The following is a 24,992-nucleotide window of genomic DNA, read 5'->3' on the forward strand; positions in this document are numbered from 1 at the left end:
CTGCTTCGCGAGCAGTGCTATGTCGGCGGTGAGTGGATTGTTGCGAACAGCCGCCGCACGATCACCGTTCGCAACCCGGCAACGGGAGAGAGTGTCGGGACCGTTCCGGATATGGGATCCGAAGAGACACGGCGCGCCATCCACGCTGCCGATGCGGCGCTGCCAGCTTGGAGGGCCATGCTTGCGAAAGAGCGTGGCCGGTTGCTGCGAAAGTGGTTCGACCTCATCATTGAGAACAAGGATGATCTGGCGCTACTGCTGACTTCCGAACAAGGCAAGCCTCTGCCCGAAGCTCTGTCTGAAGTGGTCAGCGGCGCGGCCTTCATCGAATGGTTCGCAGAGGAAGCGCGGCGCGCTTACGGCGATACCATCCCGACCCCTTCGGCTGACCGACGCATCATTGTGATCAAGCAGCCGATCGGTGTCTGCGCGGCGATCACACCCTGGAACTTTCCGAACACAATAATCACGCGAAAGGTTTCGGCGGCACTCGCCGCAGGATGCACGATGGTGGTTCGACCTGCAAGCAATACGCCGTTCTCGGCACTTGCATTGGCAGAACTGGCCGCACGTGCAGGTATCCCGGCCGGGGTGTTCAGCGTGGTGACGGGCACGGCAGAGCCGATCGGGCAGGAATTGACGACGAATCCGATCGTGCGCAAGCTGTCCTTCACCGGATCGACCGGCGTCGGGCGAAAGCTCATGGCGCAGTGCTCCAGCACGATCAAGAAGATGGCGCTTGAACTCGGCGGCAACGCACCATTCATCGTGTTCGAGGATGCCGACATCGATGCGGCTGTCGAAGGCGCGATGGCATCGAAGTTTAGAAACGCGGGCCAAGCGTGTGTCGGCGCCAACCGCTTCTACGTTCACGATAGCGTGTACGACGAATTCGCCCGCAAATTCGTCGCGAAGGTATCGGCGCTGAAGCTGGGCAACGGTGTCGAACCGGGTGTAACGCTCGGACCTGTTATAGACGTGCGCGCTGTACAGAAGGTTGAGGAGCACATCGCAGATGCCGTGGAGCTCGGGGCGAAAGTTCTCGTCGGCGGCGCTCGGCATGCGCTTGGCGGCTCATTTTTCCAGCCTACCGTGCTGTCCGGTGCCACCGCCAGCATGAAACTGGCGCGCGATGAAACGTTTGGTCCATTGGCCCCGCTGTTTCGCTTCAGCGACGAGCGGGAGTTGATTGCGGCTGCCAACGATACCGAGTTCGGCTTGGCTGCGTACTTCTACAGCCGCGACATTGCGCGCATTTGGCGCGTGGCGGAGGCCTTGGAAGCAGGCATGGTTGGCGTGAATGTCGGGCTGATGGCCAATGAAGCTGTGCCGTTTGGCGGTATCAAGGAGTCCGGTATGGGGCGTGAGGGATCTCACCAGGGTCTGGAGGATTATCTGGAGGTCAAGTACGTATGCCTGGGCGGCATGCACAACTGATCACGCCGCCCGCATCCCATACCCTCGACGAGTGCCGGCTCGTAGGCAACTACTGCTCTGCGGTAGTGCTGGTTCTCGCGTTCGGATCCACTTATTATTTGGAGACATAAATGCGCATCCTTTCTATTGCCTTGGTGGCCTCGGCTTTCCTGTTTGGCGGCCCTCTTGCCTCCGCGCAAGACTATCCCTCGCGGCCGATCCGTTGGCTCGTTCCATATCCTGCGGGCGGGGGCGCCGACAACATTGCGCGGTTGGTTGCTCACCGGACCGCGGAAATCATGAAGCAAAGCATCGTGGTGGACAATCGGGCCGGTGGAAACACGGTGATTGCGACACAGGTCTTGCTCTCCTCGCCAAAGGACGGCTACACCGTGATGCACACGGTTGAGCAAATTGCGTCCAATACGAGCCTTTATCCGAATCTTCCATATTCTGCGGAGCGGGACATAGATTTCATTGCGCAGATCGCACGTGTTCCCTTCATCCTGCTTGTTCGCCCCAATCTTCCGGTGACGGATGCAGCCAGCATGATTGCCTACATGAAGAAGGAAGGTGAGAAAATTAACTATGGTAGCTATGGGCAAGGCGGTGCTAATCACTTGATCATGGAAGCGTTTGCTGATCGAGTTGGAGTTCGGCCTACTCATATCCCATTTCAGGGAGCCGCACCCGCAGTTCAAAATTTGTTGGGCGGGCAAATCGATATCTACTTTTCTGACCCGACCGTTGCCTTGCCCTATATTCGATCCGGCAGATTGAAGGCTCTCTTGGTAACAACCAAAGATCGCCTTCCGTATCTTCCGGACGTTCCGACGGTGGCCGAGAGCGGATACCCAGGGTTTGACATGTACACCTGGCATGGACTTGTGGCACCAAAAGGTACGCCGCCAGACATCGTGCGATCTCTATCCGCCGTTATCAAACAGGTCGTCTCCGAACCCACCGTCCACAAGGAACTGCTGGAGCGCGGGCTGATTCCAGACCCCCAGAGTCCGGAGCAATTCCGCGACACATTCTTGAAAAGTCAAGCATCACTTGGCAGCATCGTTCGCAAGCTCAATATCAAGATCCAGTAGAAAAAAGATTCCCCATCCTCTCTGGAAAATGCGCAGGGTGTCGCACCATATTTCCTATTGGCAGCTCATTGCCGGTTATCTGCGACAAGTTAACCACCCACATTCATCGACTGAGAGAGGTGAGGGGGTCGCTCATTTTCTAATGAGCCGACCTAAGAAGCTGAATATGGCGGCCGATAAGCATTGGTCTAGGCAACCGTCAACCTGCCGAACGCAGACGCGATTGAGCGACATCGTTCTTATGCCGTAGTGCCGTCATACCGAAGCTTGCGACCATGCGGTTGACGGAGGGGCTGCGTGGCGGGAGTGAGTTTTTCGAGGAACCTAAATGCGAGCAGATGCGCGCACTAGATTCTTGGCGCGGTTATCGTTCAAGGGTTGATGACCGTGAAAGAAGATGTCGGCGATCAGCAATTCGCCCGGCGGAATAACCCTCTGGGATCACTGCACTTACTCCAGCATAGGCCTTGCGATCAGCATCGACAGCGCTCTCTTAAGAAATACCGGTAGAGCCATTCCAGACAGCCTGCATTTCGCTGGCCAGGACTACCACTTTGTGGCCCAGGCTTTCCACGGTGAGTTCAGATGGCAACCCAATGGATGCTAGATAGCTTGCGCTGACCGCATATGTGGTGCCTCGGGGGCCCGCGACGGCAGCGCCAATGCCGGCGTTTCCGAACATGGAATTTGCCTGGCCGTATCCGCGCCTCGTCGTGTTCAATATTTCTTCATCCAGCGCCGATCGAACCTGGGGCCAATCCGACCCGTGGTATTTTTCCAGGGTGGAGTACAGCGCTATCCGCTTCTGCGGACTCGCATTGGCCAAATAAGCAATACCTGGGGAGCAGGTCGCCATGGGAAGCCGCAGTCCGGATGTCACAGTGCGCGTCTGAGCGCCGCGTCCTTCTCGAAACGTGGTGATGTAAACCATGTGCGCGTGGTCGGGCGCTGAAAGCCCGACGTTCAGCTGGTTCTCACGGGCGAAGGCTTTGAGCAGGCCATTCACGGTTCCGAGTTCGGACCGGCTAAACTGGAATGCCCGCCCAAAGCTCAAGCAGGAAGGCGCTAGCCGATAGGCTTCCTCGGCAGGGTCGAATTCAAGCATTCCTGCGTCGACGAGCGACCTGCTAAGGCGGCTTATCGTTGCCTTCGGCAAATGCGTCCGTGCCGTCAACTCGGAGTTGGATAGGCTTGGCGCACCCTCGAGAAAGGCGCGCAGAAGCTGTATTCCACGCTCCAGGGACTGACTCCCCGGGGTTACCCGGACGAATTCGCCAGTCTCGCGGCTCAGCCGACGACTCTTGCGCATCATCCCGCCCAGTTGCTGATCAGCGCTGCGGTGCCTCAAGGATGGTCACTACACAGGCAGCTTCTTCGAGCCCGTGAAATCCACCACCGTTCTCGGCTAGGCCCAGCCGCGCATCCTGCACCTGGCTATCACCCGCCTCACCACGCAACTGACGCACGAGGTCGTGAACCTGAATGGCGCCGGTGGCGCCAATTGGATGCCCCTTCGAATGAAGTCCACCTGAGACGTTGATCGGCAGTTTGCCGCCCAGACGCGTTGCACCACTTGCCACCAGAGGTCCACCTTCACCGTACTCGCAGAACCCGCAGTTTTCCGTGTGCAGGATCTCGGCAATTGCAGAGGCGTCATGCAGTTCGGCGACCGAGATGTCGCCGGGGCCAGCAGCGGCCATTTCGTATGCACGGAAAGCAGCCACGCGGGTCAGATGGCGCGAAACTTCCTGCGCATCGCGATCCGAACTGCTGCTTACCCCCATGCCGCGGATGCGAACAGCACGTCCCGAAATGCCTTGTTGCCGAACAAAGCTGTCCGACGCCACCACTAGGGCACATGCCCCGTCCGTCATTGGCGCGCACATGGATCGCGTGATCGGCCATGCAATCATCTTGTCAGCGAGCACTTCTTCCACGGTCATCGAGTGCCGGTACTGTGCAAAAGGATTCCACTGCGAATGCCAGTGGTTCTTCGCGGCTACATGGGCAATCTGCTCCACCGTCGTGCCAAACGTCTTCATGTGAAAGCGCGCCTGGGCAGAGTAAATGTCCATGAACACCGAGCGCTCGGCAGGCCCAGCCTCAGCTGAGTCAGGGGGCAGGACGTCCTGGCCCAGCGCCAAAAGGTGCGCCAGATGTTCATCGGCGAGATCGCGATCCCAACTTCCCTTGAAGGCCTCGAACATAGCCTCTCGCTTCTCCGGAAAATTCATCTTTTCGGCTCCAACCACCAGTGCTACGTCGAACAGGCCTGCTTTAACTGCAGCAAAAGCTTGGAACAGGCCCGAACTGGAGCTGGCACAGGCATTGTCCGTGTTGAAGATCGGGATGCCTTGCAGCCCATAGGCGCGCAAGGATGCTTGGCCGCGCACGCCATGTTGCCCTTCCAGCGCGCCTTGGCGCGTGTTGCAGAACCACGCAGCCTGCACGGATTCCTTGTTCAGCCCCGCATCGGCCAGGGCTGCGTCGACGGCCTCGCGCGACAAGTCTTTCACGCTGCGTTCGAGGTGTTTGCCGAGACGGGTCATCCCGGCACCAATTACATATACGTTGGACATCTTTTCTTCCTTCTTGATCTCAATACCGGCCGCCGGTCACGTGCAATGTCTCGCCTGTGATGTAGGAGGCCAGCCTGGACCCCAGAAACACGATGGCATTGGCCACATCTTCCGTTTCGCCGATACGAGGGATCGGGGTGGTCCTTTCTGCGGCTTCCTTGATTTTTCCGTAGTGTGGGAGGTTGACTACTGCCGCCGTGTTGATGATCCCGGGCGCAACTGCGTTCACGGTGATGTTGTTCTTGCCGTATTCCAACGACAGTGCGCGGGTAAAGCCAATGATCCCGGCCTTGGCCGACGAATAGTTGGCTTGGCCGGGATTGCCCAGATGCGCTCGCGAAGAGATGTTGACGATCCGCCCGTACCCGGCTTCCACCATGGCCGCAGCACAGCCCGAGAGCACAAGAATGCGCCCTTGAGAATGACGTCGATGACGCTGCTCCAATCGGCCAATGTCATCCGCAGGATTTTCATGTCTCGCGTGAAGCCTGCGTTATTCACCAAGACGCTGACCGACCCCAGATCACGCTGGATGTTCGACACCGTTTCTTGCACGGACGCTTCGTCGGTCACGTCCGTCTCGTAGGCGCGAGCTTGCCCACCAGCAGCCACGATGGCATCTCGGACGGCATTGGCGCCAGCGATATTGCGATCCACGACGGCAACCTTTGCGCCCTGGGATGCAAACGACCGAGCCGCTTCAGCGCCGATCCCGCTTCCCCCTCCGGTGACCATCACCACCAGTCCATTCAAACCAAAATCCATGTCAGCTCCATTCAACTAGTCAGAGAAATGCTGCCGTTGTCGAGCACGCAGGCCGCGCCTTCGCCCTCGGTGTGGCAGCGAAAAAGCAGTTCACCCTCAGCCCGCCAGATCTCCGTACGCAGACGCTGCCCCGGATAGGTCGGCGCTGTGAATCGTGCGGCTACCATACGAATCCGCTCGGCTTCGAAGCCGAGCGCTGCTCGCGACGCGCTGCAGACCGCTGAGCCCAGCGTGCACAGGCCGTGAAGAATCGGCTGGGCGAAGCCAACCGACTGGGCCAGCGCCTCATCCACATGCAGTGGATTGAAGTCGCCGCTGAGCCGATAGATCAGCGCCGCCCGCTCATCCAGATCCCAGTGATCCACCAGATCAGGCGACCGCTCTGGAATGGCGGCGAAGGTTGGGGCGCCGGAGGGCGAGCCGCCGAAGCCGCCTTGTCCCCGAAGCACGGAGACGACGTCGAGTTCGCACAAAAGCTCGTCCCTTCTGGTGTCCACCACGCGGCGGCGAGTGACCACGACGGCGTCGCGCCCTGGTCCCTTGTCGACGACGGAAATCACAGCGGATGTGCTGACAACTTCACCCTCGACCGGCAGGGGCTTGGACAAGCGGACCACCTGCGCGCCGTGAAGCATTCTCTTCACGTCGATGCCGGTGGCTGAATCTCCCATCCACAGGCCTGGGTAGCCGAGAACGAGGCCCATGGTGGGCAGCGCGCTGAGCTCCTTCTCATAGACGTAACGCATCTCCTGCGCATGGGAAGGGGAACTGCGACGCCCAAGACCCAAGCCCAGGGCGTAAAGCATCGTGTCCTTCCGGGAATACTTCTGCCGGATCTCCGGAATTGGATGGCGAAGCAGACGTTCAGGATCAATCACGACCCACCTCCTTGGGACGGTCCTCGAAGCGCGGGACCCGCCGCTCCGTCATGGCCCGCACGCCTTCCTTGAAATCGGGCGAGCGCATCTGATAAGCCTGCACTTCGCTTTCGCGTGCGACGGCTTGGCGGAATCCCTCGACCAACCCTGCTCGCAAGGTGGCGCGGGTCGATTGCACGGCCCAGGGCGACGAAAGCGCGATCTCGTGCGCCAGGGCCGCGGCTTCCTCGCGGCACTGACCAGGCGTCGCCAGCACATCGACCAGTCCGATTCGATGGGCTTCCGCCGCATCAATGCGCTGTCCCGTGTAGAGCAGGCGCGCAGCATGCTGTGGGCCGAGCACCCTCGGCAGGGTGAAGGAAAGGCCGAAACCGGGGTGCACCCCAATGCGATTGAAGTTTGCCGAGAACCTGGCCTCCGGCGCGGCGACCCGGAAGTCAGCGCACATGGCCAGCCCGAGGCCGCCTCCCACGCAGGGGCCGTGGATAGCCGCAACAAGAGGTTTGGCGAAGCGCATCAGGCGGATTCCTTCCTGGTACACCGGCAACGTCTTGTTCGGGTTCCGGATTCGGTCGGAATCAGGCCGGCTGTTGAAGTCGGCCCCTGCGCAGAAGGACTTTCCTCCGGCCGCCAGGATGACCACCCGGCATTGCGAATCGGCTTCTAGGCGGTCTAGCGCGTCCGCCAGCAACTCGACCATGGCCAAGTCGAAAAAATTGTGCGGCGGTCGATTCAGTTCTATCGTGGCAACAGAACCCTCCAGTTTGACCAGGATGGCGTCCGCTGCCAACACATCCGCACTCTCGCTAGATGCTGCCGTCATGATGATGTTCCCCCCAGACCGACATAGAGGCTCGGGCGAGTCATCGCCGGCCAGAAGTCCTCGGCGCCTGCACTGGCCACTTGGCTGCCGATGCGATGCGACCACCAACTCGAGGTTCCGTGGTCCTCGCGCCAGGCCCATAGGCGCCGCGTTGCAAAGTTAAGGACGTGTTCGTAGGTAAAACCGATCGCGCCATGGACCTGATGTGCCACAGTGGCGGCGATGTCCGCCGCTTCCCCTGCAAGCACCTTGGCACAGCCGGCGCTCAGCGCGTCACCGTCCTGTTCAGGCGAACTCCACGATGAAGCATGCTGGAAGGCCAGCGAGGTCGCATGGCGCGCCACGGCGACTTGGCCGGCCATCTGTGCCAGTTGCTGCTGAATGGCTTGGTTCCTGCCGATCGGTCGGCCGAACTGCACGCGGTCCAAGGCGTACTGCACCGAATCTTCAAGCGCGAACTCTGCCGCACCGACGATCATTGCAGAACGAGCCAATGCGCCCAGGTGTCGAACGGGCAACGCAACGGACGAGAGGGGATCGTCGAACACCAGTTCGGCGCGTGCACTTTCAAGCACCACCGTGTCGCTAGGAAGCTTGGTCACGTCGACACGCTCTACAACGCTGCATCCCGGTGACTTCAGATTCCATACTCCCATGCGCCCGTCAGGCAAGCCAACCAGAAGCTTGTCGGCGGCGCGCGCCCAGTGCACGTGGGTCAGTGTCCCACTAGCCACCACGGTGCTTGCCGAATCGACGACTCGCAGCCCTGCTGCCATCACCTCATCCGCCAACGCAATAGGTCTGGACGTCTTCACTTCATGTCCGGCGCTATTGATCAGGAAGTTCGCGATGACGGTTTCCGCAAGCGGCAACGGCACGCGGTAATAGCCCAACCCCCAGAACAGCGGCATGGCCTCGGACCAACTGATGCCGGCGCCGCCATTCGATTCCGGCGACAGGAGGTTGGCAAACCCGTTCTCGGAGGCCTGATCCCACTGTGTCGGCAGTTGGCCAGTCTTCTCAGCGTTGATGCAGTCCAAGGTATCGAATGCCTTGGAAAAGAATCGAACAATACTGTCTTCAATGATGGAGTCGTTCATCTCAAGCCCAAGCCTCGTGCAATAATTCCGCGCAGAATTTCTCGGGTACCGCCGCGGAGGGAGAATGACGGTGCTGCCACTGTCAAATAGTCGATCGCTTCAACAAATGCAGGGTCAGTGCGGCCGTGCTCCGCGAAGTAGTCGGATGCCAACTGGGGAATGGACTGTTCCATCACCGCACCCTGATCCTTGATCAGTGATGCCTGGACGGCCGGGTCCTCGCCGCTGGCCATCATCAGCGCGATACCCTGTGACATGCTCCGAAGAGCCAGATACTTCGAAAAGATGCGCCCGACAATCTCGGTCTGCGACTCGCGCCGGAGATCGGTGAGCTTGATCATTTGTTGGAAGAGCTGCGTGCTGCTCAGAAAGCGCTCTGGCCCCGATCGCTCGTGCTTGAGCTCGTTGAGCACCTGCGCCCACCCCTGGCCTTCGACGCCAATTAAGCACTCATCGGGTACAAAAACGGCGTCGAGCACCACCTCGTTGAAGGTGTGCGTTCCGAGTTGTGTTCGGATGGGGTGTACCTCGAGCCCCGGAAGTTTGATGTCGACAAGGAACTGAGACAGGCCTGCGTGTCGATCTTCGCTCTTTTCCCCGGTACGTACCAATGCGATCATGTATTCGCAGTCATGGGCCCGAGAGGTCCAAACTTTCCGTCCAGTGATCTCCCACCCACCGGCAACCTTCTTGGCCTTGGTGCGAATAGATGCCAGATCAGATCCGGAGTCAGGCTCGCTGAGCCCTGCGCAGAAGCCAAGTTCGCCTTTGGCGATGAGTGGCACCAGCTTGGGCGCGAGGGTGTCGGGCGCGTAGCGTATCAATAGCGGCCCGCTTTGGCGCTCCGAAATCCAGTGGTAACCAACGGGAGCCCCAGCGGCGAGCAACTCCTCGATGACGACGTAGCGCTCGAGCGGGCTGCGGCCTTGGCCGCCAAACTGCTTGGGCCACGTCATCCCAAGCCAACCACGGGCACCGAGCTTACGGCTGAATTCACGGCTATTGTTCTGCCAGCTTTTAGCGCGCTCGGCGACGGGGAAGCCTTCGAGGGTATCGCGCAGGAAGGCGCGCACCTCCTGGCGCAGGACCTCGCATTCGGGCGGCATCTCGCCTAATCGTATTTGCATTGGGGTCATATCAGTGGATTCGTATAGAGCTCGCTTTAGGCCAGCCAGTTGGATATCTGTGATTCGTTCATGTCTGCTTCCGCAACCTTCGGTGCTTGCGGAGACACACAGGGCGTCCTGCTGAACCGGATCGCCGGGGATGGCTGACATACGCCGTCCACGTCCGTGAACGTTTTCCTTGCCACCAGTTGCGGATCACTCCTTGTCTCGTCGAATGAGAGCACCGGTTCGGCGCAGCAGTCGCTAGTGGCGAAGAGTGCCGCCCAAGCGTCACGTGGCTTCTCCATAAATCGGGAGGCGAAAGCCGCGCGCAGGCTAGGCCAATGCCGCCGGTCGAAATGATCGTCCGCTGGGCGGAACGTCAGATCCAACAGACTCATCAGGTTGTCGAAGAACCTGCGTTCGATCGCACCGATGGCCACATACTTCCCATCGGCGCAGGGATATGTGTCGTAGAACGGGGCGCCGGAATCGAGGTAGTTGGTTCCGCGGTCGGTTCGCCAATCCCCGGACGCGCGTCTGCCATGGATCGACATGGAGAGGCTGGATACAGCGTCTACGATCGAGACATCGACGACTTGACCTTGGCCAGATCGCCGGGACTCCAAGAGCGCAGCAAGGATGCCGGCGACTGCGAACATCCCTCCGCCGCCCATGTCGCCTACCAGTGTTACCGGCACTGTTGGGGGGTGCCCATGTCGCCCTATTGCGTCCAGCACGCCCGTGCGCGCGAGGTAGGAGATGTCATGCCCGACTCTTTCTGCAAGCGGACCCTGTTGCCCCCAGCCAGTTACACGCGTATATACGAGGGTAGGGTTGTGGCGAAGGCATTCATCGGGATCCAGGCCCAGCTTTTCCATCACACCGGGCCGAAAGCCCTCGATCAGCGCGTCGGCGGAGGCCGTCAATTCTTTGGCGCGCGACATGTCCTTTACCGATTTCAGATCCAACGCTACGTCGTAGCGATTGCGCCGAAGAGGGTTGAATCGGACCGCCCCTTTGGGAACTCCCCGTGGCGCTGCTCCGGGGCGATCAATTCGCAGCACCTTGGCACCCATGTCCGCCAACACTGTGGCGGCCATTGCACTCGGTCCTATGCCGGCAAACTCGACGATGCGGATTCCGTTTAGCACTGACATGATTGCCTACTCGAACTTGAGACCGGCCTCAGAAACAAGCTTCTTCCATCGGGCAATTTCGGCCACCTGGAATTTGTGCATCTCGTCGGGGCCTGAGAAGAATGTGGAGTGGCCCTGTGCTTTGATGCGCTCCTTGACCAGATCCGTACTGCTCGCACGCCTAAAGAGATCGACGATCCGATCGCGAACTAGTTTCGGTGTTCCTGCACGCACCGCGACCGCGTTGTAGATGAGAGCTTCGTAGCCCTTCGGTCCCACTTCCTTGACGGTGGGGACGTTCGGCAATTGCGGATGTCGCTTTTCCCCGGTGAACAGGAGAATCCGAACGCGACCGCTATCAACTAGTGGCAGGAGTGGATTGACCGCGGTGACTGCAAAATCCACCTCTCCTCCGGCGATCGCTCGAGCTGCTTCGCCTGAATCTTTGTAGGGGATGTTTGTGACCTTGACGCCGAGGAGTCTCATCAGCCATTCACTCCATAGGGTGTATGTTGGCGATCCAGCGCCGTGGTTAAGTACGCCAGGATTTTTTGCCGCGAACTGGACAAGGTCGTCGAACGTCCTGAACTTGGACGACGCGGGAACGGCGAGCGCCGCATAGCTCACCTCAAGTACCGAGATGGGCTCGAAATCCTTGAGGGGATCGTAAGGAAGACTCTTGCGCACCGCAGCATTCGTACTTAGAACTGTATTGCTGGCAAACAGAATGGAGTAGCCATCCGCAGGTTCACCCAGGACCGCCCTGGCGCCGATGATTCCGTCGCCTCCACTCCTGTTTTCAACGATGACCGATTGGCCCGTCAGATCGCCAATCACCTTCGCGTAGACACGCGCTGTGATGTCGCTCGAACTCCCGGCGCCGAACGGGACATAGAACTTGATGGGTTTCAAGGGAAAGCCATCCTGTGACAAAGCGAGGCTCGGAAGCATTGCCGCAACGCCAACAACACCGCACAGGAGTGCTGATCGCCGGGACATCAAAGTGCAGTAGGTCTTCTTCATGGCTCAATCGCCGCATGTCTGCGGCTTGTCTCTTTCAGTTGAGTTATTTTTCACTCGGTAGGTAAAAAATCGTTGTGTTCGCCGAGTGAGGGGGCTGGATGTCGCAACGTCGCAGGTGTCTTGCTGTAGATCACCGGATGCCGAACCTGGACGACCGGCCCGACGACAGGATGCACAGAGGTCTGGAACAAACCTACGGCTGAAAGATGCTCGTCGTCGAGAATCTCGCGCAGCGGATTGATCTTTCCGCACGCAATATCGAGCTCATCACACAGGGCCTGCCATTTTTGGCTCGACATTGTTGGCCCCAAACCTTCCAGTAGATCGTTCAGCGCACCAATCTTGCGGCTGACATCGGCGCGGGAGCCAATTTCCAGCTTCTCAAATTCGCCCTGTTGCCCAAGCCGGCAGAGGATGGATTCCCATTGCTTAGGGCCGTAGGGCATGATGCAAAGGGCTCCATCTCGTGTGTGAATAACACGGCGACCGCCCTCAAGCAGTCGCTTGTAGCCCGGCGGTTCTTCACGATCCGGGTAGGTCAGTCCTCCCATGTGTTCCACCAGATTGAAGGCGGTCATTGTCTCGAGCATCGGCACTTCAACCTCTTGGGCGATCCCATGTTCCGATCGACAGTGAAGAGCCGCCAGTACGGCATTGGCCGCCATAAGACCCGCGACCTTGTCAGCGATGACGGTCTTCACATACGACGGACCGCCGCTGCCGGAGTTGATGTCGACGAGGCCACTTGCCGCCTGAATAACGTCATCAAACGCCGGCCTTCCGCCATGGGGTCCGTTCGATCCATAGCCGGTGATCGAGCAATAGATGATGCGCGGATTGATTGCTGCGATCGTCGAATATGAAAGCCCCAGACGGTCGATCGCGGCTAGGCGCATGTTGTGAATGAATACGTCGGCGTCCTTCAAGAGCAGCTTGAGTTTGCTTTTTTCTTCTTCCTGTTTGAGGTCAAGCTGAATGGACTTCTTGTTCCGATTGGAAGCAAGAAAGATGTGACCAAATCCCGGTGTCCGCAATACACCGTTGGAGCGCATCGCATCTCCCGTCGGCCCTTCGATCTTCAGCACTTCAGCCCCAAGATCAGCAAGAATTTGAGTTGTGTACGGCCCACTCAAAACCGTCGTAAGGTCAACGATCTTGAGGCCGTGCAGGGGGCCGTCAATCTGCGCATGAGTCGTTTCTGAGTTCATGCAAAAAGTCTATCGGCCCTCCCTTGGTTTGTGGAAGGGGGGTGTTTCAGTATTCGAAACATAAAATACTTCTCGACTCGCTGAAATGACTGCGCGAGGACATACTTTGCCAATGCGTCAAGGAGCTGTGTCCGCGCACAACCGCTGTGCAAGCACTCTCAAGAAGCTTTGACTATGCGGAGCGGGGCTAAAGTTTGAAGTGGAGTGATGCAGCTCCTCCGGACTGGTCATCCTTGCGATCGCATGGAGGAGCGCTTCCTTCTCCTTCCGTTCCTGAGCGCGCCTGTCGCGTGCATTTCGTCCGTTGAAGATTTCCTTTTGGAGAGATCTCTGTGAGAATTTTGGTCCCTGTCAAACGTGTGGTGGACTACAACGTGAAAGTCCGAGTGAAATCGGACAACACCGGTGTGGACATCGCCAACGTAAAGATGAGCATGAATCCCTTTGACGAAATTGCCGTCGAAGAGGCCGTGCGTTTGAAGGAAAAGGGCTTGGTGACCGAGGTCATCGCCGTCAGCTGTGGAGCGGTGCATTGCCAGGAAACCCTGCGCACTGCCATGGCCATCGGCGCGGACCGCGGCATCCTAGTGGAAACCAACGTCGAACTACAGCCGCTGGCCGTGGCCAAACTGCTCAAGGCCCTGGTGGACAAGGAGCAGCCCTCCCTCATCATTCTGGGCAAGCAAGCCATCGACGACGACGCCAACCAGACCGGCCAGATGCTCGCCGCCTTGGCCGACCTGCCCCAAGCCACGTTTGCCAGCAAAGTCGAACTCTCGGCCGACAAGGTTAGCGTGACCCGCGAAGTGGATGGCGGGCTGGAAACTCTTGCTTTGACGCTGCCGGCCGTCATCACCACCGACCTGCGCCTGAACGAGCCCCGCTACGTCACCTTGCCCAACATCATGAAGGCTAAGAAAAGGCAGCTCGACACCGTCAAGCCCGAAGACCTCGGTGTGGACGTGCTCCCGCGTCTGAAGACCCTCAAAGTGACCGAACCCGCCAAGCGCGGAGCAGGCATCAAGGTGGCCGATGTGGCCGCTCTGGTCGAGAAACTCAAGAATGAAGCGAAGGTGATCTAAATGCCGGTACTCGTCGTTGCTGAACACGACAATGCGTCCCTCAAGGGCGCCACCCTGAACACCGTGACTGCCGCCGTCGCATGCGGTGGCGACGTGCACGTGCTGATACCAGGCCACAACGCCGGTGGCGCCGCACAAGCGGCTGCTCAGATCGCCGATGTCGCCAAGGTCATCCACGCCGATGCGCCTGGACTGGAACACGGACTGGCTGAAAACGTGGCCGCCCAAGTGCTGGCCATCGCTGCCAACTACAGCCACATCCTGTTCCCGGCGACTGCCAGTGGTAAGAACGTGGCACCCCGCGTAGCGGCCAAACTGGACGTGGCCCAGATCAGTGACATCATCAAGGTGATCGCTGCTGACACCTTTGAACGCCCCATCTACGCCGGCAACGCGATTGCGACTGTGCAAAGTGCCGACAGGGTGAAGATCATCACCGTGCGCACCACCGGCTTTGATGCTGCAGCCGCCACCGGAGGCTCTGCTGCCGTCGAGACCGCAGCCGCCGCGGCCGACGAAGGCAAGAGCCAGTTCGTGGGTAGGCAAATCGCTAAGAGCGATCGCCCCGAACTGACTGCCGCCAAGATCATCGTCTCAGGAGGCCGGGCGCTGGGCAGCAAGGAAAAGTTCGACGAAGTGATGGCCCCGCTGGCCGACAAGCTGGGGGCCGCCCTGGGTGCCAGCCGCGCTGCGGTGGACGCCGGTTTCGCCCCCAACGACTGGCAAGTGGGCCAGACAGGCAAGATCGTGGCGCCGCAGTTGTACATCGCAGCCGGTATCTCGGGCGCGATCCAGCACTTGGCCGGGATGAAGGACTCCAAGGTAATCGTGGCGATCAACAAGGACCCTGAGGCACCGATCTTCAGCGTGGCCGACTACAGCCTGGAAGCCGACCTGTTCGCGGCCGTGCCGGAACTGGTTGTGTCTGTTTGAGTGGGCAATCTAGACGCGTTTTAGTCGGCTTTGGCGCTGCATTTGAAAATATTCAGTAAACGGCGAACTGTACGAGCACGATCTGAATGATTGAGTTTCGCCATCTCCGCTGCTTCATTGCCGTTGCCGAAGAGCTCAACTTTCGGAAGGCGGCAGAGCGTGTCCACATCGACCAGACACCTTTGTCACGCACCATTCGAGACTTGGAGGAGCGCCTGGGAGTGACACTCTTCATTCGCGCCCCGCGTAGGCTCCAACTCACCCCGGCCGGGATCAAGTTGCTCAACCATGCACGTGGGCTTCTTATACGTTTGGAGCGCACCAAGCGCGTCGTGCGAGAAACCGATGCTCGCTACCGGGCGCCCCTTCGCATCGGCGTCGCCGACGGAATCGCCCAACCCAAGCTTTCAGAGTGCTTCGCAAACTGGCGGGCGTCGGCAGCAACATCCCGCTCGACATTGCGGAGATGCGCGCGGTCGAACTGCTGGCCGCGCTGCGGCGCGAGGAAGTGGATGTCGGGTTCTCCTTTGGCGTGCCGCGCGACGATGCCGTTGTCCAGGAAGCGGCTTGGTCCTATCCGTTGGTGGCATTGCTTCCGCCTGGTCACGAACTGGCAGGACGCAATGTCCTGCCGATCTCTGAACTCCTTGCATTCCCCATGATCGCCTCTCACCGCGACCGCTTACCGGGACTGCGCAATCAAATGGATGCTGTGCGTCGGAAGTACGCGGCGAGCCCCGTCATCGCCGGCGAGGCCCGGACCCTGGCGGGCTATATCACACGCGTGGCCGCTGGTCTGGGGGTCGGGGTCGCCGATGCCGGTCACATGGAAACCCTGCGCCGAACCGACGTCGTAGTTGTACCTCTGACCGAGGACATACACGTCATCACCTACGTGCTGCACAAGCCTCAAAGCCACGAGTTGCGTGACGCGCTGCAACGATTTGTGGCGCGTGCCAAGACGCCGCATTGATGCCTAAGGCGCGCCGCGTTTGGCGCGACCCTGCCTCACGCCAACGGCGTTGGACAAAGCTCCGGTCCTTTGAAATGCTATCGGCCGCCTGATAGGCCGCGATCCTCCGCACTTGGCCGTCGACAGGCTTAAAGCCACAACAACACACCCGACCAAGTACGCCGCGCCACGCTTACGTGGGTGTGCGCGGCGGCACTTCCAATCCAGACTTCAGAGTGCGGTGCCGCTTCTTCGGTATGCGCGCAGTAATGAACGCGGAGGTGACCTATGCCGAGGGGAGCGAACGGCATCCTGTTCGGACAGATTGTTGTAGTGGTGAGCGTCACGACGGGTGGCTTGTGGGCGGCTACGCAGTGGACGGCGCACGCACTCGGTTATTCGCCACGGCTCGGAATTCCTTGGTCCGAACTTTGGGGCGTGCCCGTCTACGCGCCCTGGAGTCTTTTCGAGTGGTGGTACTGGTTCGATGCCTATGCACCTGGCATCTTCCTGCGTGGTGGGACGATCGCGGCATCGAGCGGGATGCTCGCTACAGGGGGCGCCATCAGCATGGCAGTGTGGCGCTCGCGGGTAACGGGGCGCGTTACGACCTATGGATCGGCACGCTGGGCGGAATGTGACGAGATCGCCAAGGCCGGCCTGACAAGGCCGGCGGGCGTGTTTCTCGGTAGGACATCGGGCACGAGCGGCGCCTATCTGCGTCATGACGGGCCGGAACATGTGATGGCTTTCGCGCCCACGCGATCCGGGAAGGGTGTGGGCATGGTCGTGCCGACATTGCTTTCGTGGCCGGGTTCCGTGGTCATTCACGACATCAAGGGCGAGAACTGGAATCTCACGGCCGGCTGGCGTGCGCGTTTCTCGCACTGCCTGCTGTTCAACCCGACCGACGCGCGTTCGGCCGCCTACAACCCGCTGCTCGAGGTGCGCCGCGGCGCGCACGAGGTGCGTGATGTGCAGAACATCGCGGACATCTTGGTGGACCCCGAAGGCGCACTCGAGCGCCGGAACCACTGGGAGAAGACCAGTCATGCGCTGCTGGTCGGCACGATCCTCCACGTGCTCTACGCCGGCGAGGACAAGACGCTGCGCGGCGTGGCCAACTTCCTGTCCGATCCGGCATGCCCCTTCGAGGTCACGTTGCACCGGATGATGACGACACGGCACCTGGGCCAGGAAGTCCATCCGGTCGTTGCCTCGGCCGCCCGTGAGGTGCTTAACAAGAGTGACAACGAGCGCTCCGGGGTGCTGTCCACGGCCATGTCCTTCTTGGGGCTGTATCGCGACCCGACGGTGGCTGAAGTCACCTCGCGCTGCGACTGGCGCATCGCCGACCTGATTGCGGCAGAGTATCCGGTCTCACTGTATCTCGTGGTGCCGCCCTCGGACATCAGCCGCACCAAGCCGCTGATCCGCCTGATCCTCAACCAGATCGGCCGGCGCCTCACCGAATCGCTCGACGGGTCCGACGGCATCGCGCGCCTCCACAAGTTATTGCTGATGCTCGACGAGTTCCCGGCGCTGGGACGGCTGGACTTTTTGAGTCGGCGTTGGCGTTCATGGCCGGCTACGACCTGCGTGCCTTCCTGATCGCGCAGTCCCTGAACCAGATCGACAAGGCTTACGGTCCGAACCACTCGATCCTCGACAACTGCCATGTGCGCATCGCATTCGGCACCAACGACGAGCGCACGGCCAAGCGCATCTCGGAGGCGCTGGGAACGGCCACCGAGTTGCGAGCGCAGCGCAACTACGCGGGGCACCGGCTCGCGCCGTGGCTGGGCCATCTGATGGTCTCGCGCCAGGAGACGGCGCGGCCGCTGCTGACGCCGGGCGAGGTGATGCAGCTGCCACCCGACGACGCGGTGGTGATGGTCTCGGGCCATCCACCGATCAAGGCAAGGAAGCTGCGCTACTACCAGGACTGCAACTTCACGCGGCGTGTGCTGGCACCACCGGCGCTGGCTGCGGGCTTTTACGCGGATCGTCCTGCGACACGGCCGGACGATTGGAGCGGACTGGCGCCGCTGCTCGCTCCCGAGCCTTTGTCGTCAGCCGATGCGGATGGCTTTGCCGACGAGGGCGGCTACCAACTCAAGCCCGAACTGGAGGTCGCGCGCGACACGCCGGCACAGCCGGAAAACGACGGCCTGCTGGTGCTCGATGATGAGGACGATGTGCCCCTGCGACCGCGGGATGTGGACCGTCAGCTCACGCGTTCCGCGCGCCTCGCCGCACTGGACCCAGACGACGGGATCGCGCTATGAGCCGGACCCGCCTGAATATTTTCATCGAGCCAGAGCACGCCAAACGGCTGGATCGGCTGGCGGTGCACAAGGGCGTGTCGAAGTCGGCCGTGATCGCGGCTGCGCTGGCTTCGTTCCTGTCACCCGATGGCGGCGACCAGCGCGAGGCGGCGATCGCCAAACGCCTGGACCGGCTCTCGCGCCAGTTCGACCGGCTGGAACGCGACCAGAACATCCTGATCGAAACGGTGGCACTGTACGTCCGCTACTTCCTTACCGTCTCGATCCCGGTGCCCGAAGGCCAGCAGGATGCCGCACGGGCCCAGGGGCGGGCCCGCTATGTGCAGTTCGTCGAGCAGCTCGGGCGGCACCTGCAGCGCGGGCGCAGCCTGGTGCGGGAGGTCCATGAAGAGATCGAGCCCGAAGCGGCGCCGTTGCAAGCAGAGGGAGAAACAGAGGAGGCCACTGATGGTCCAGCCGTCTGATCGTTCTTCGGGGTCGTCGCCAGGCGCCGCGGACAACGCCGTGGCCCGGCGCATCCGCATGCTGCGCACGGCCATGGGGCCGGAGATCGCGGCGGCTCTTGCGGATCCGGAAGTCGTGGAGGTGCTGCTCAACCCGGATGGCTCGTTGTGGGTGGATCGGCTCGGCACCGGCCGTGCGCCGACCGGCGTGGCGCTGCCGGCGCCGTGGCCGAACGCATCATCCGCCTCGTCGCCACCCACGTCCGCGCCGAGGTGCATGCCGGTACGCCGATCCTCTCGGCCGAACTGCCCGAGACCGGCGAGCGTTTTCTGGGCGTGCTGCCGCCGGTGGTGCGTGCACCCTCGTTCGCGATCCGCAAGCGGGCGCTGCGCATCATGAGCCTGGCGCAGTACGTGGCGGACGGGATCCTGACGGGGGACCAGGCGGGGTTCCTGCGGCAGGCGGTGCGCGAGCGCCTGAACATCGTGGTGGCGGGCGGCACCAGCACGGGCAAGACGACCTTGGCTAACGCGCTGCTCGACGAGATCGCCGAGACGCGCGACCGGGTGCTGATCCTCGAAGACACGGTGGAGCTCCAATGCCGCTCGGACGACCACGTGAGCCTACGCACTGAGCCGGGCGTGACCACGATGGCCGACCTGGTGCGCGCCACCCTGCGGCTGCGGCCCGACCGCATCGTGGTTGGCGAGGTGCGTGGCGTCGAGGCGCTGGACCTGCTCAAGGCCTGGGGCACCGGGCACCCGGGTGGCATCGCCACGGTGCATGCCGGCTCCGCGCTGGGCGCCCTCACGCGGCTGGAGCAACTGGTGCAGGAAGTGTCCGTGACCGTGCCGCGGGCGCTGATCGCCGAAGCGGTCCACGTCATCGTCTTCATCGCCGGGCGCGGCCGCGCCCGGCGGGTGCGCGAGATCGCGCGTGTCATCGGCCACGACAGCGAGGGCTACCAGCTCGACACCTCGGCGGTGCCTGGTTTCCCGTTGCTCTCTTCATCTCGTCCTGCCCCTTCAACCCCGCCGTCTTCTGGAGAACCGTCATGACGATTTCACGTCTTTCCGCAAAGCCGCTGCTGCACGCGGCTGTAGCGACAACGCTCCTGCTGGCCGCCGCGCTGCCCGCGCGAGCGGCCGGCTCGAACATGCCCTGGGAAGCACCGCTGCAGTCGATCCTCGACTCGATCCAGGGCCCCGTGGCCAAGATCGTCGCGGTGATCATCATCATCGTGACCGGCCTGACGCTGGCCTTCGGCGACACCAGCGGCGGCTTCCGCAGGCTGATCCAGATCGTGTTCGGCCTGTCGATCGCATTCGCCGCGTCCAGCTTCTTCCTGACCTTCTTCAGCTTCTCGGGCGGGGCGGTGCTGGCATGAGTGAGTCGACTGCTTTCTCAACGGGTGTCGCGCCCGGTTTCGAGATCCCGCTGCACAGGTCGCTCACCGAGCCGATCCTGCTGGGCGGCGCGCCGCGCGCGGTGGCGATTGCCAACGGCACGCTGGCCGCTGCCGTCGGCCTGGGGCTTCAGCTCTGGCTGCCCGGCGTCGCGCTCTGGATCGTCGGGCACGCGCTGGCCGTCTGGGGCGCGCGCCTGGACCCGCAGTTCATGCAGGTCTTCGCGCGGCACATCAAGCAGCGGCCGATTCTCGATGTCTAGTGGACGCATGAAGCGAGCAGGGGAGGCACCATGCTGAATCTCGCCGAATACCGCAAGCGCCCGGCGCTGCTGGCCGACTGGCTGCCGTGGGCCGGACTGGTCGCGCCCGGGGTCGTGCTCAACAAGGACGGCTCATTTCAACGGACGGCGCGATTCCGCGGGCCGGACCTGGACAGCGCCACGCAGGGCGAGCTCGTCGCCACATCGGCACGGTTGAACAACGCGCTGCGCCGGCTCGGCTCAGGTTGGGCGCTGTTCGTGGAGGCGGAGCGGCGCGAGGCGGCCGGCTATCCCGAGTCGATCTTCCCAGAGGCGCTGTCCTGGCTGGTCGACGAGGAGCGCCGCGCCGCCTTCGAAGAGGACGCCAGTCATTTCGAGAGCCGTTACCACCTGACCTTGCTGTACCTGCCGCCCGAGGAGTCGAAGGCGCGCGCCGCGGGGCTGCTCTATGAATACGCTGGGACCGGCGTCCAGGATGGATCGGGTGCGTCGGACGGGTCGGATTGGAAGGGGCGGCTGGAGACCTTCGTCTCCGAAACCGAGCGCTTCCTCGGCCTGCTCGAAGGCGTGATGCCCGAGATCGAGTGGCTCGACGATGCGCAGACGCTGACCCACCTGCACGACTGCGTGTCCACGCGCCGGCAGCCCGTCGCGGTACCCGAAATGCCGATGCACCTCGATGCGCTGCTAACCGACGAGCCGCTGACGGGCGGGCTGGCGCCGATGCTCGGAAGACTGCATCTGCGCGTGCTGTCGGTGCGCGGCTTCCCGACCTCGACGTGGCCGGGCCTGCTCGACGACCTGAACCGCCTGGGCTTCGCCTACCGCTGGAGCACGCGTTTCTTGTGCCTGGACAAGGCCGAGGCCGAGAGAGAACTCGTGCGCCTGCGTCGCCAGTGGTTCGCCAAGCGCAAGAACATCGCGGCCCTGCTGCGCGAGACCATCTTCCAGCAGGAGAGCGCGCTGGTCGACTCGGACGCCTCGAACAAGGCGGCGGATGCCGATGCGGCGCTGCAGGAACTCGGCAGCGACCAGGTGGCCTTTGGTTATGTGACCGCCACCGTGACGGTGCTCGACGCCGACGCCGCGGCGGCCGACGAGAAGCTGCGCGCGGTCGAACGCGCGATCCAGGGCCGCGGCTTCGTCACGATCCCCGAGACGCTCAACGCGGTCGAGGCCTGGCTGTCGTCGATCCCGGGGCATGCCTACGCCAACGTGCGCCAGCCCATCGTCTCGACGTTGAACCTCGCGCACATGATGCCGGTGTCGACCGTGTGGGCAGGCCCCGAGCGCAATGCGCATATCGGCGGCCCGCCACTGATCGTCACGCGCACCGATGGCGCCACCCCGTTCCGGCTGGTCACGCACATTGGCGACGTCGGGCACACGCTCCTGGTTGGGCCGACCGGCATGGGCAAGTCGGTGCTGCTCGCCACGCTCGCGATGCAGTTCCGCCGCTATCCCGGCTCGCGCATCCTGGCCTTCGACATGGGGCGCTCGTTGCGCGCCACGATCCTGGGGCTCGGCGGCGAGCACTACGACCTCGGTTCGGATGGCGAAATCGCCTTCCAGCCGCTCGCGCGCATCGACCAGGACAGCTACCGCACCTGGGCGGCGGAGTGGGTGGAAGGGCGGGTTCGCCAGGAAGGCCTCGAGGTCGGGCCGGCCGAGCGGGAGATGGTGTGGTCCGCATTGGCCAGCCTCGCGAGCGTGCCGCCCGAGCAGCGCACGATGACGGGCCTCGCGGTGCTGCTGCAGTCGAATGCCCTGCGCCAGGCGCTGGCACCCTACGTGCTCGGCGGTGCGCACGGACGGCTGCTGGATGCGGACCAGGACCGGCTGGGGGCGTCCTCCATCCAGTGCTTCGAGATGGAGGAGCTGATGCACAGCAAGGCGGCCGTGCTCGCCGTCCTCGGGTACCTGTTCGCGCGCTTCGACGAGCGCTTCGATGGCGCGCCGACCCTACTGATCCTCGACGAGGCTTGGCTGTTTCTCGACGACCCAGTGTTCGCCGCGCGCATCCGCCAGTGGCTCAAGACGCTGCGCAAGAAGAACGTTTCGGTGATCTTCGCTACGCAGAGCCTGGCCGACATTCAGAACTCGAGCATCGCGCCGGCCATCGTGGAGAGCTGCGCGAGCCGGATCTTCCTGCCGAACCCGCAGGCCACCGAGCCGCAGATCCGCGTGATCTACGAGGGCTTCGGGCTCAACCGCCGGCAGATCGAGATCGTTGCCACGGCGCAGCCCAAGCGCGACTACTACTACCAGTCGCGCCTGGGCAATCGGGTCTTCGAGCTCGGGCTCGGACCGGTGGCGCTGGCGTTTGCGGGCGCAGCTTCGCCCGAGGATCAGCGCGAGATCGATCGCGTGCAGGCCTCGGTGGTGGCGTCGCCGTTCGCGCGGATGCCTTCGGTCTTCGCGGCCGCCTGGCTGCGTCACCGCGGGCTCGGCTGGGCCGCCGACCTCATTCCGTCGTTTCCATCTGCATCTCCATCTCTTTCCTCAACCCCGCAGGAGCCAATGCCATGAACCTCCCGTCTTCCTTCAAACCCCGGATCGCCGCGCTGGTCGCGGTCAGTGCGATCGCTTTCGGTGTGGCCCCGCCGGCGCATGCCATCTTCGGCGTCGGCGACACCGTGTTCGATGCGTCCAATTTCATCCAGAACATGCTGACGGCGGCCCGCGCGCTAGAGCAGATCAACAACCAGGTCGAGCAGCTGCAGAACGAGGCGCAGATGCTGCGCAACCAGGCGAGGAACCTTCAGGGCCTGGACTTCAGTGCGCTGTCCGAGCTCAGGTCGACGCTGGCGGCGACCAATCACCTGATCCAGCAGGCGCAGGGGCTCGCCTTCAACGTCTCGCGCATGGAAGAGGAGTTCAAGCGGCTCTATCCCGAATCGTTTTCGGCGGCGATGTCCGGTGCGCAGATGGCCGGCGATGCGCGGCAGCGCTGGCGCAATTCGCTGGAGGCCCTGCGCACCGCCACCCAGGTGCAGTCGCAGGCGATGCAGAACTTCGCCTTCGACGAGCGGGCGCTGACCGATCTCGTGAACCGCAGCCAGTCGGCGACGGGGGCCTTGCAGGCGATGCAGGCGACCAACCAGTTGCTGGCGCTGCAGTCGCGCCAGGCCATCCAGGCGCAGCAACTGCAGATCACGCAGGACCGCGCCGCGGCGCTGGAGCAGGCGCGGCAGGTGGCGGTGCAGGAGCGTGCGCGTGAGGTGCGCCGCCGCTTCACGGGCAGCGGCACACCGTACACGCCGTACAGCGTGAATTTCTATGGCAACTGAGGGGACGTCCATGAAGAACCTGCTCCTCATCACGACGGCCATCGCCGTCCTGGTGCTCGCGGGCTGCGGCAAGTCCGAGCCTTCCCGGCCCGGCATCGAGTCCGTCGAATCCCTGGTCGCGAATCCCGAGCGGCTGAAGGATCTGCGTGCAGAGTGCAAGGCCGACCATGCCCGGATGGGCGACGCGCAGTGCCAAGCCGTGGCCGAGGCCACGCGCCAGCGCTTCATGAGCCACGGCCCATCGTCCTATGCGAACGATCCGGTCCCTCCACCGGCCTCGCCGGCCTCATCGCCGATTGGCGCGGGCGCAAGGACTGACGCGATGAACGATGTCGCGGTCATCGATCGCTTCCTCGACGTCTTTTCGCGCTACATCGATTCGGGCTTCGGACTGCTACACGGCGAGGTGGCCTTCCTCACGGCCACGCTGGTCGTGATCGACATGACGCTGGCCGGGCTGTTCTGGGCGATGAGCCATGCGACGGGGCAGGGCGACGACGTGATCGCCCGGCTGATCAGGAAGGTGCTCTATGTGGGAGCGTTCGCTTTCATCATCGGCAACTTCAACCAGCTGGCCGGGGTCCTGTTCCGCTCGTTCGCGGGGCTTGGCCTGGTGGCATCGGGCTCCGGACTGACGCAGGCGCAGTTCCTGCAGCCCGGCCGGCTCGCGCATGTCGGCATCGAGGCGGGCCGCCCGATCATGGAGCAGATCGGCGAGATGACGGGCTTTCCCGAAACCTTCGCCCATCTGGACACCATCGCGGTGCTGTTCCTGGCCTGGCTGGTGCTGATCGCGAGCTTCTTCGTGCTCGCGGTGCAGCTCTTCGTCACCTTGATCGAGTTCAAGCTGACGACGCTGGCGGGCTTCGTGCTCGTGCCCTTTGCCCTCTGGAACAAGACCGCGTTCCTGGCCGAGAAGGTGCTGGGCAATGTGGTGTCGTCGGGCATCAAGGTGTTGGTGCTGGCCGTGATCGTGGGGATCGGCACCGGCCTCTTTGCGGAGTTCCGAACACCGCCAGGGGCCGAGCCGTCCATCGACCATGCGCTGACGATTATGTTGGCAGCGCTCGCGATGCTGGGGTTGGGGATCTTCGGGCCGGGGATCGCGACGGGGCTGGTATCGGGCGCGCCGCAGCTCGGTGCCGGCGCTGCGGCGGGGACGGCCGTGGGTGCAGCGGGCCTGGCGGTGGCTGGTGGCGCG

General features: G+C 62.4%; 20 protein-coding genes and 4 pseudogenes. 14 read left to right on the forward strand and 10 right to left on the reverse strand.

Going from position 1 to position 24,992, the window contains the following annotated elements; genetic code table 11:
• Together BMG07_RS29635 and BMG07_RS29640 are read left to right on the forward strand one after the other, a co-directional pair.
• A partial coding sequence (locus BMG07_RS29635) for an NAD-dependent succinate-semialdehyde dehydrogenase (RefSeq protein WP_198087539.1) occupies nucleotides 1–1,437 on the forward strand: 1,437 nt, incomplete at its 5' end.
• A gap of 110 nt (nucleotides 1,438–1,547) precedes the next feature.
• Nucleotides 1,548–2,513 carry a tripartite tricarboxylate transporter substrate binding protein gene (locus BMG07_RS29640; RefSeq protein WP_198087540.1) on the forward strand — a complete coding sequence of 322 codons (966 nt, stop codon included), beginning with the start codon at nucleotides 1,548–1,550 and terminating at the stop codon, nucleotides 2,511–2,513.
• Nucleotides 2,514–3,006: 493 nt separating this feature from the next.
• Here BMG07_RS29640 and BMG07_RS29645 read toward each other — a convergent pair whose 3' ends face one another.
• From BMG07_RS29645 to BMG07_RS29690, 10 genes and pseudogenes are all read right to left on the reverse strand, one after another.
• A complete protein-coding gene (locus BMG07_RS29645) occupies nucleotides 3,007–3,825 on the reverse strand; it encodes an IclR family transcriptional regulator (protein ID WP_198087541.1) in 819 nt (272 codons plus the stop codon).
• A 16-nt stretch (nucleotides 3,826–3,841) separates the two neighbouring features.
• The gene (locus tag BMG07_RS29650; RefSeq protein ID WP_198087542.1) at nucleotides 3,842–5,092 is read right to left on the reverse strand and encodes a thiolase family protein; all 1,251 of its coding nucleotides are present in this window, start codon (nucleotides 5,090–5,092) and stop codon (nucleotides 3,842–3,844) included.
• A gap of 19 nt (nucleotides 5,093–5,111) precedes the next feature.
• Nucleotides 5,112–5,857 (reverse strand): annotated as a pseudogene (fabG, locus tag BMG07_RS45135) (3-oxoacyl-ACP reductase FabG).
• A gap of 11 nt (nucleotides 5,858–5,868) precedes the next feature.
• A complete protein-coding gene (locus BMG07_RS29660) occupies nucleotides 5,869–6,735 on the reverse strand; it encodes a MaoC/PaaZ C-terminal domain-containing protein (RefSeq protein WP_198087543.1) in 867 nt (288 codons plus the stop codon).
• Nucleotides 6,728–7,558 carry an enoyl-CoA hydratase/isomerase family protein gene (locus BMG07_RS29665; protein WP_198087544.1) on the reverse strand — a complete coding sequence of 277 codons (831 nt, stop codon included), beginning with the start codon at nucleotides 7,556–7,558 and terminating at the stop codon, nucleotides 6,728–6,730. Before BMG07_RS29665 ends, BMG07_RS29660 begins: the two co-directional genes overlap by 8 nt.
• The gene (locus tag BMG07_RS29670) at nucleotides 7,555–8,658 is read right to left on the reverse strand and encodes an acyl-CoA dehydrogenase family protein (RefSeq protein ID WP_198087545.1); all 1,104 of its coding nucleotides are present in this window, start codon (nucleotides 8,656–8,658) and stop codon (nucleotides 7,555–7,557) included. The genes BMG07_RS29665 and BMG07_RS29670 overlap by 4 nt, the downstream gene beginning before the upstream one ends.
• The gene (locus tag BMG07_RS29675; protein WP_198087546.1) at nucleotides 8,655–9,794 is read right to left on the reverse strand and encodes an acyl-CoA dehydrogenase family protein; all 1,140 of its coding nucleotides are present in this window, start codon (nucleotides 9,792–9,794) and stop codon (nucleotides 8,655–8,657) included. Before BMG07_RS29675 ends, BMG07_RS29670 begins: the two co-directional genes overlap by 4 nt.
• Nucleotides 9,795–9,820: 26 nt before the next feature.
• Nucleotides 9,821–10,924: a CaiB/BaiF CoA-transferase family protein gene (locus BMG07_RS29680; protein WP_198087547.1), complete on the reverse strand. Its 1,104-nt coding sequence runs from the start codon at nucleotides 10,922–10,924 to the stop codon at nucleotides 9,821–9,823.
• A 6-nt stretch (nucleotides 10,925–10,930) separates the two neighbouring features.
• The gene (locus BMG07_RS29685; protein WP_198087548.1) at nucleotides 10,931–11,926 is read right to left on the reverse strand and encodes a tripartite tricarboxylate transporter substrate binding protein; all 996 of its coding nucleotides are present in this window, start codon (nucleotides 11,924–11,926) and stop codon (nucleotides 10,931–10,933) included.
• A 50-nt stretch (nucleotides 11,927–11,976) separates the two neighbouring features.
• Nucleotides 11,977–13,134, reverse strand: coding sequence for a CaiB/BaiF CoA-transferase family protein (locus tag BMG07_RS29690; RefSeq protein ID WP_198087549.1), 1,158 nt, complete (start codon nucleotides 13,132–13,134; stop codon nucleotides 11,977–11,979).
• Between the two features lie 332 nt (nucleotides 13,135–13,466).
• Between BMG07_RS29690 and BMG07_RS29695 the strand changes: the two genes are divergently transcribed.
• The 12 genes and pseudogenes from BMG07_RS29695 to trbL all read left to right on the forward strand — a co-directional run.
• A complete protein-coding gene (locus BMG07_RS29695; protein WP_198087550.1) occupies nucleotides 13,467–14,216 on the forward strand; it encodes an electron transfer flavoprotein subunit beta/FixA family protein in 750 nt (249 codons plus the stop codon).
• Complete coding sequence (locus BMG07_RS29700) at nucleotides 14,217–15,149, forward strand: electron transfer flavoprotein subunit alpha/FixB family protein (protein ID WP_198087551.1); 933 nt, start codon at nucleotides 14,217–14,219, stop codon at nucleotides 15,147–15,149.
• An 86-nt stretch (nucleotides 15,150–15,235) separates the two neighbouring features.
• Nucleotides 15,236–15,361, forward strand: a pseudogene (locus BMG07_RS43095) (LysR family transcriptional regulator); the annotation flags it as partial.
• Nucleotides 15,362–15,561: 200 nt separating this feature from the next.
• Nucleotides 15,562–16,122: a LysR family substrate-binding domain-containing protein gene (locus BMG07_RS43100; RefSeq protein ID WP_307867122.1), complete on the forward strand. Its 561-nt coding sequence runs from the start codon at nucleotides 15,562–15,564 to the stop codon at nucleotides 16,120–16,122.
• A gap of 267 nt (nucleotides 16,123–16,389) precedes the next feature.
• A pseudogene (locus tag BMG07_RS29710) lies at nucleotides 16,390–18,389 on the forward strand (conjugal transfer protein TraG).
• Complete coding sequence (locus BMG07_RS29715; protein WP_198087552.1) at nucleotides 18,386–18,853, forward strand: CopG family transcriptional regulator; 468 nt, start codon at nucleotides 18,386–18,388, stop codon at nucleotides 18,851–18,853. Before BMG07_RS29710 ends, BMG07_RS29715 begins: the two are co-directional and overlap by 4 nt.
• Nucleotides 18,837–19,891: pseudogene (gene trbB / locus BMG07_RS29720) on the forward strand (P-type conjugative transfer ATPase TrbB). Before BMG07_RS29715 ends, trbB begins: the two are co-directional and overlap by 17 nt.
• Nucleotides 19,888–20,220, forward strand: a complete 333-nt coding sequence (locus tag BMG07_RS29725) for a TrbC/VirB2 family protein (protein WP_198087553.1) — start codon at nucleotides 19,888–19,890, stop codon at nucleotides 20,218–20,220. The pseudogene trbB and the gene BMG07_RS29725 overlap by 4 nt, the downstream one beginning before the upstream one ends.
• Complete coding sequence (locus tag BMG07_RS29730; protein ID WP_198087554.1) at nucleotides 20,217–20,501, forward strand: VirB3 family type IV secretion system protein; 285 nt, start codon at nucleotides 20,217–20,219, stop codon at nucleotides 20,499–20,501. The genes BMG07_RS29725 and BMG07_RS29730 overlap by 4 nt, the downstream gene beginning before the upstream one ends.
• Nucleotides 20,502–20,531: 30 nt before the next feature.
• Nucleotides 20,532–23,030, forward strand: coding sequence for a conjugal transfer protein TrbE (trbE, locus tag BMG07_RS29735; RefSeq protein WP_198087555.1), 2,499 nt, complete (start codon nucleotides 20,532–20,534; stop codon nucleotides 23,028–23,030).
• Complete coding sequence (trbJ, locus tag BMG07_RS29740) at nucleotides 23,027–23,791, forward strand: P-type conjugative transfer protein TrbJ (protein ID WP_198087556.1); 765 nt, start codon at nucleotides 23,027–23,029, stop codon at nucleotides 23,789–23,791. Before trbE ends, trbJ begins: the two co-directional genes overlap by 4 nt.
• Before the next feature lie 10 nt (nucleotides 23,792–23,801).
• Nucleotides 23,802–24,992: P-type conjugative transfer protein TrbL (gene trbL / locus BMG07_RS29750; protein ID WP_269759542.1), on the forward strand; the 1,191-nt coding region annotated here is incomplete at its 3' end.

This window comes from Variovorax sp. E3 (assembly GCF_016082275.1).
Classification (GTDB): domain Bacteria; phylum Pseudomonadota; class Gammaproteobacteria; order Burkholderiales; family Burkholderiaceae_C; genus Variovorax.

Excerpts from the sequence above, each read along its gene's own strand:
- BMG07_RS29685 (WP_198087548.1), bottom strand. The coding sequence starts at position 11,926 with ATGAAGAAGACCTACTGCACTTTGATGTCCCGGCGATCAGCACTCCTG.
- BMG07_RS29715 (WP_198087552.1), top strand. The coding sequence starts at position 18,386 with ATGAGCCGGACCCGCCTGAATATTTTCATCGAGCCAGAGCACGCCAAA.
- trbJ (WP_198087556.1), top strand. The coding sequence starts at position 23,027 with ATGAACCTCCCGTCTTCCTTCAAACCCCGGATCGCCGCGCTGGTCGCG.
- BMG07_RS29670 (WP_198087545.1), bottom strand. The coding sequence starts at position 8,658 with ATGAACGACTCCATCATTGAAGACAGTATTGTTCGATTCTTTTCCAAG.
- trbE (WP_198087555.1), top strand. The coding sequence starts at position 20,532 with ATGCTGAATCTCGCCGAATACCGCAAGCGCCCGGCGCTGCTGGCCGAC.
- BMG07_RS29690 (WP_198087549.1), bottom strand. The coding sequence starts at position 13,134 with ATGAACTCAGAAACGACTCATGCGCAGATTGACGGCCCCCTGCACGGC.
- BMG07_RS29640 (WP_198087540.1), top strand. The coding sequence starts at position 1,548 with ATGCGCATCCTTTCTATTGCCTTGGTGGCCTCGGCTTTCCTGTTTGGC.
- BMG07_RS29645 (WP_198087541.1), bottom strand. The coding sequence starts at position 3,825 with ATGATGCGCAAGAGTCGTCGGCTGAGCCGCGAGACTGGCGAATTCGTC.
- BMG07_RS29700 (WP_198087551.1), top strand. The coding sequence starts at position 14,217 with ATGCCGGTACTCGTCGTTGCTGAACACGACAATGCGTCCCTCAAGGGC.
- BMG07_RS29725 (WP_198087553.1), top strand. The coding sequence starts at position 19,888 with ATGACGATTTCACGTCTTTCCGCAAAGCCGCTGCTGCACGCGGCTGTA.
- BMG07_RS29730 (WP_198087554.1), top strand. The coding sequence starts at position 20,217 with ATGAGTGAGTCGACTGCTTTCTCAACGGGTGTCGCGCCCGGTTTCGAG.
- BMG07_RS29675 (WP_198087546.1), bottom strand. The coding sequence starts at position 9,794 with ATGACCCCAATGCAAATACGATTAGGCGAGATGCCGCCCGAATGCGAG.
- BMG07_RS29680 (WP_198087547.1), bottom strand. The coding sequence starts at position 10,924 with ATGTCAGTGCTAAACGGAATCCGCATCGTCGAGTTTGCCGGCATAGGA.
- BMG07_RS29665 (WP_198087544.1), bottom strand. The coding sequence starts at position 7,558 with ATGACGGCAGCATCTAGCGAGAGTGCGGATGTGTTGGCAGCGGACGCC.
- BMG07_RS29650 (WP_198087542.1), bottom strand. The coding sequence starts at position 5,092 with ATGTCCAACGTATATGTAATTGGTGCCGGGATGACCCGTCTCGGCAAA.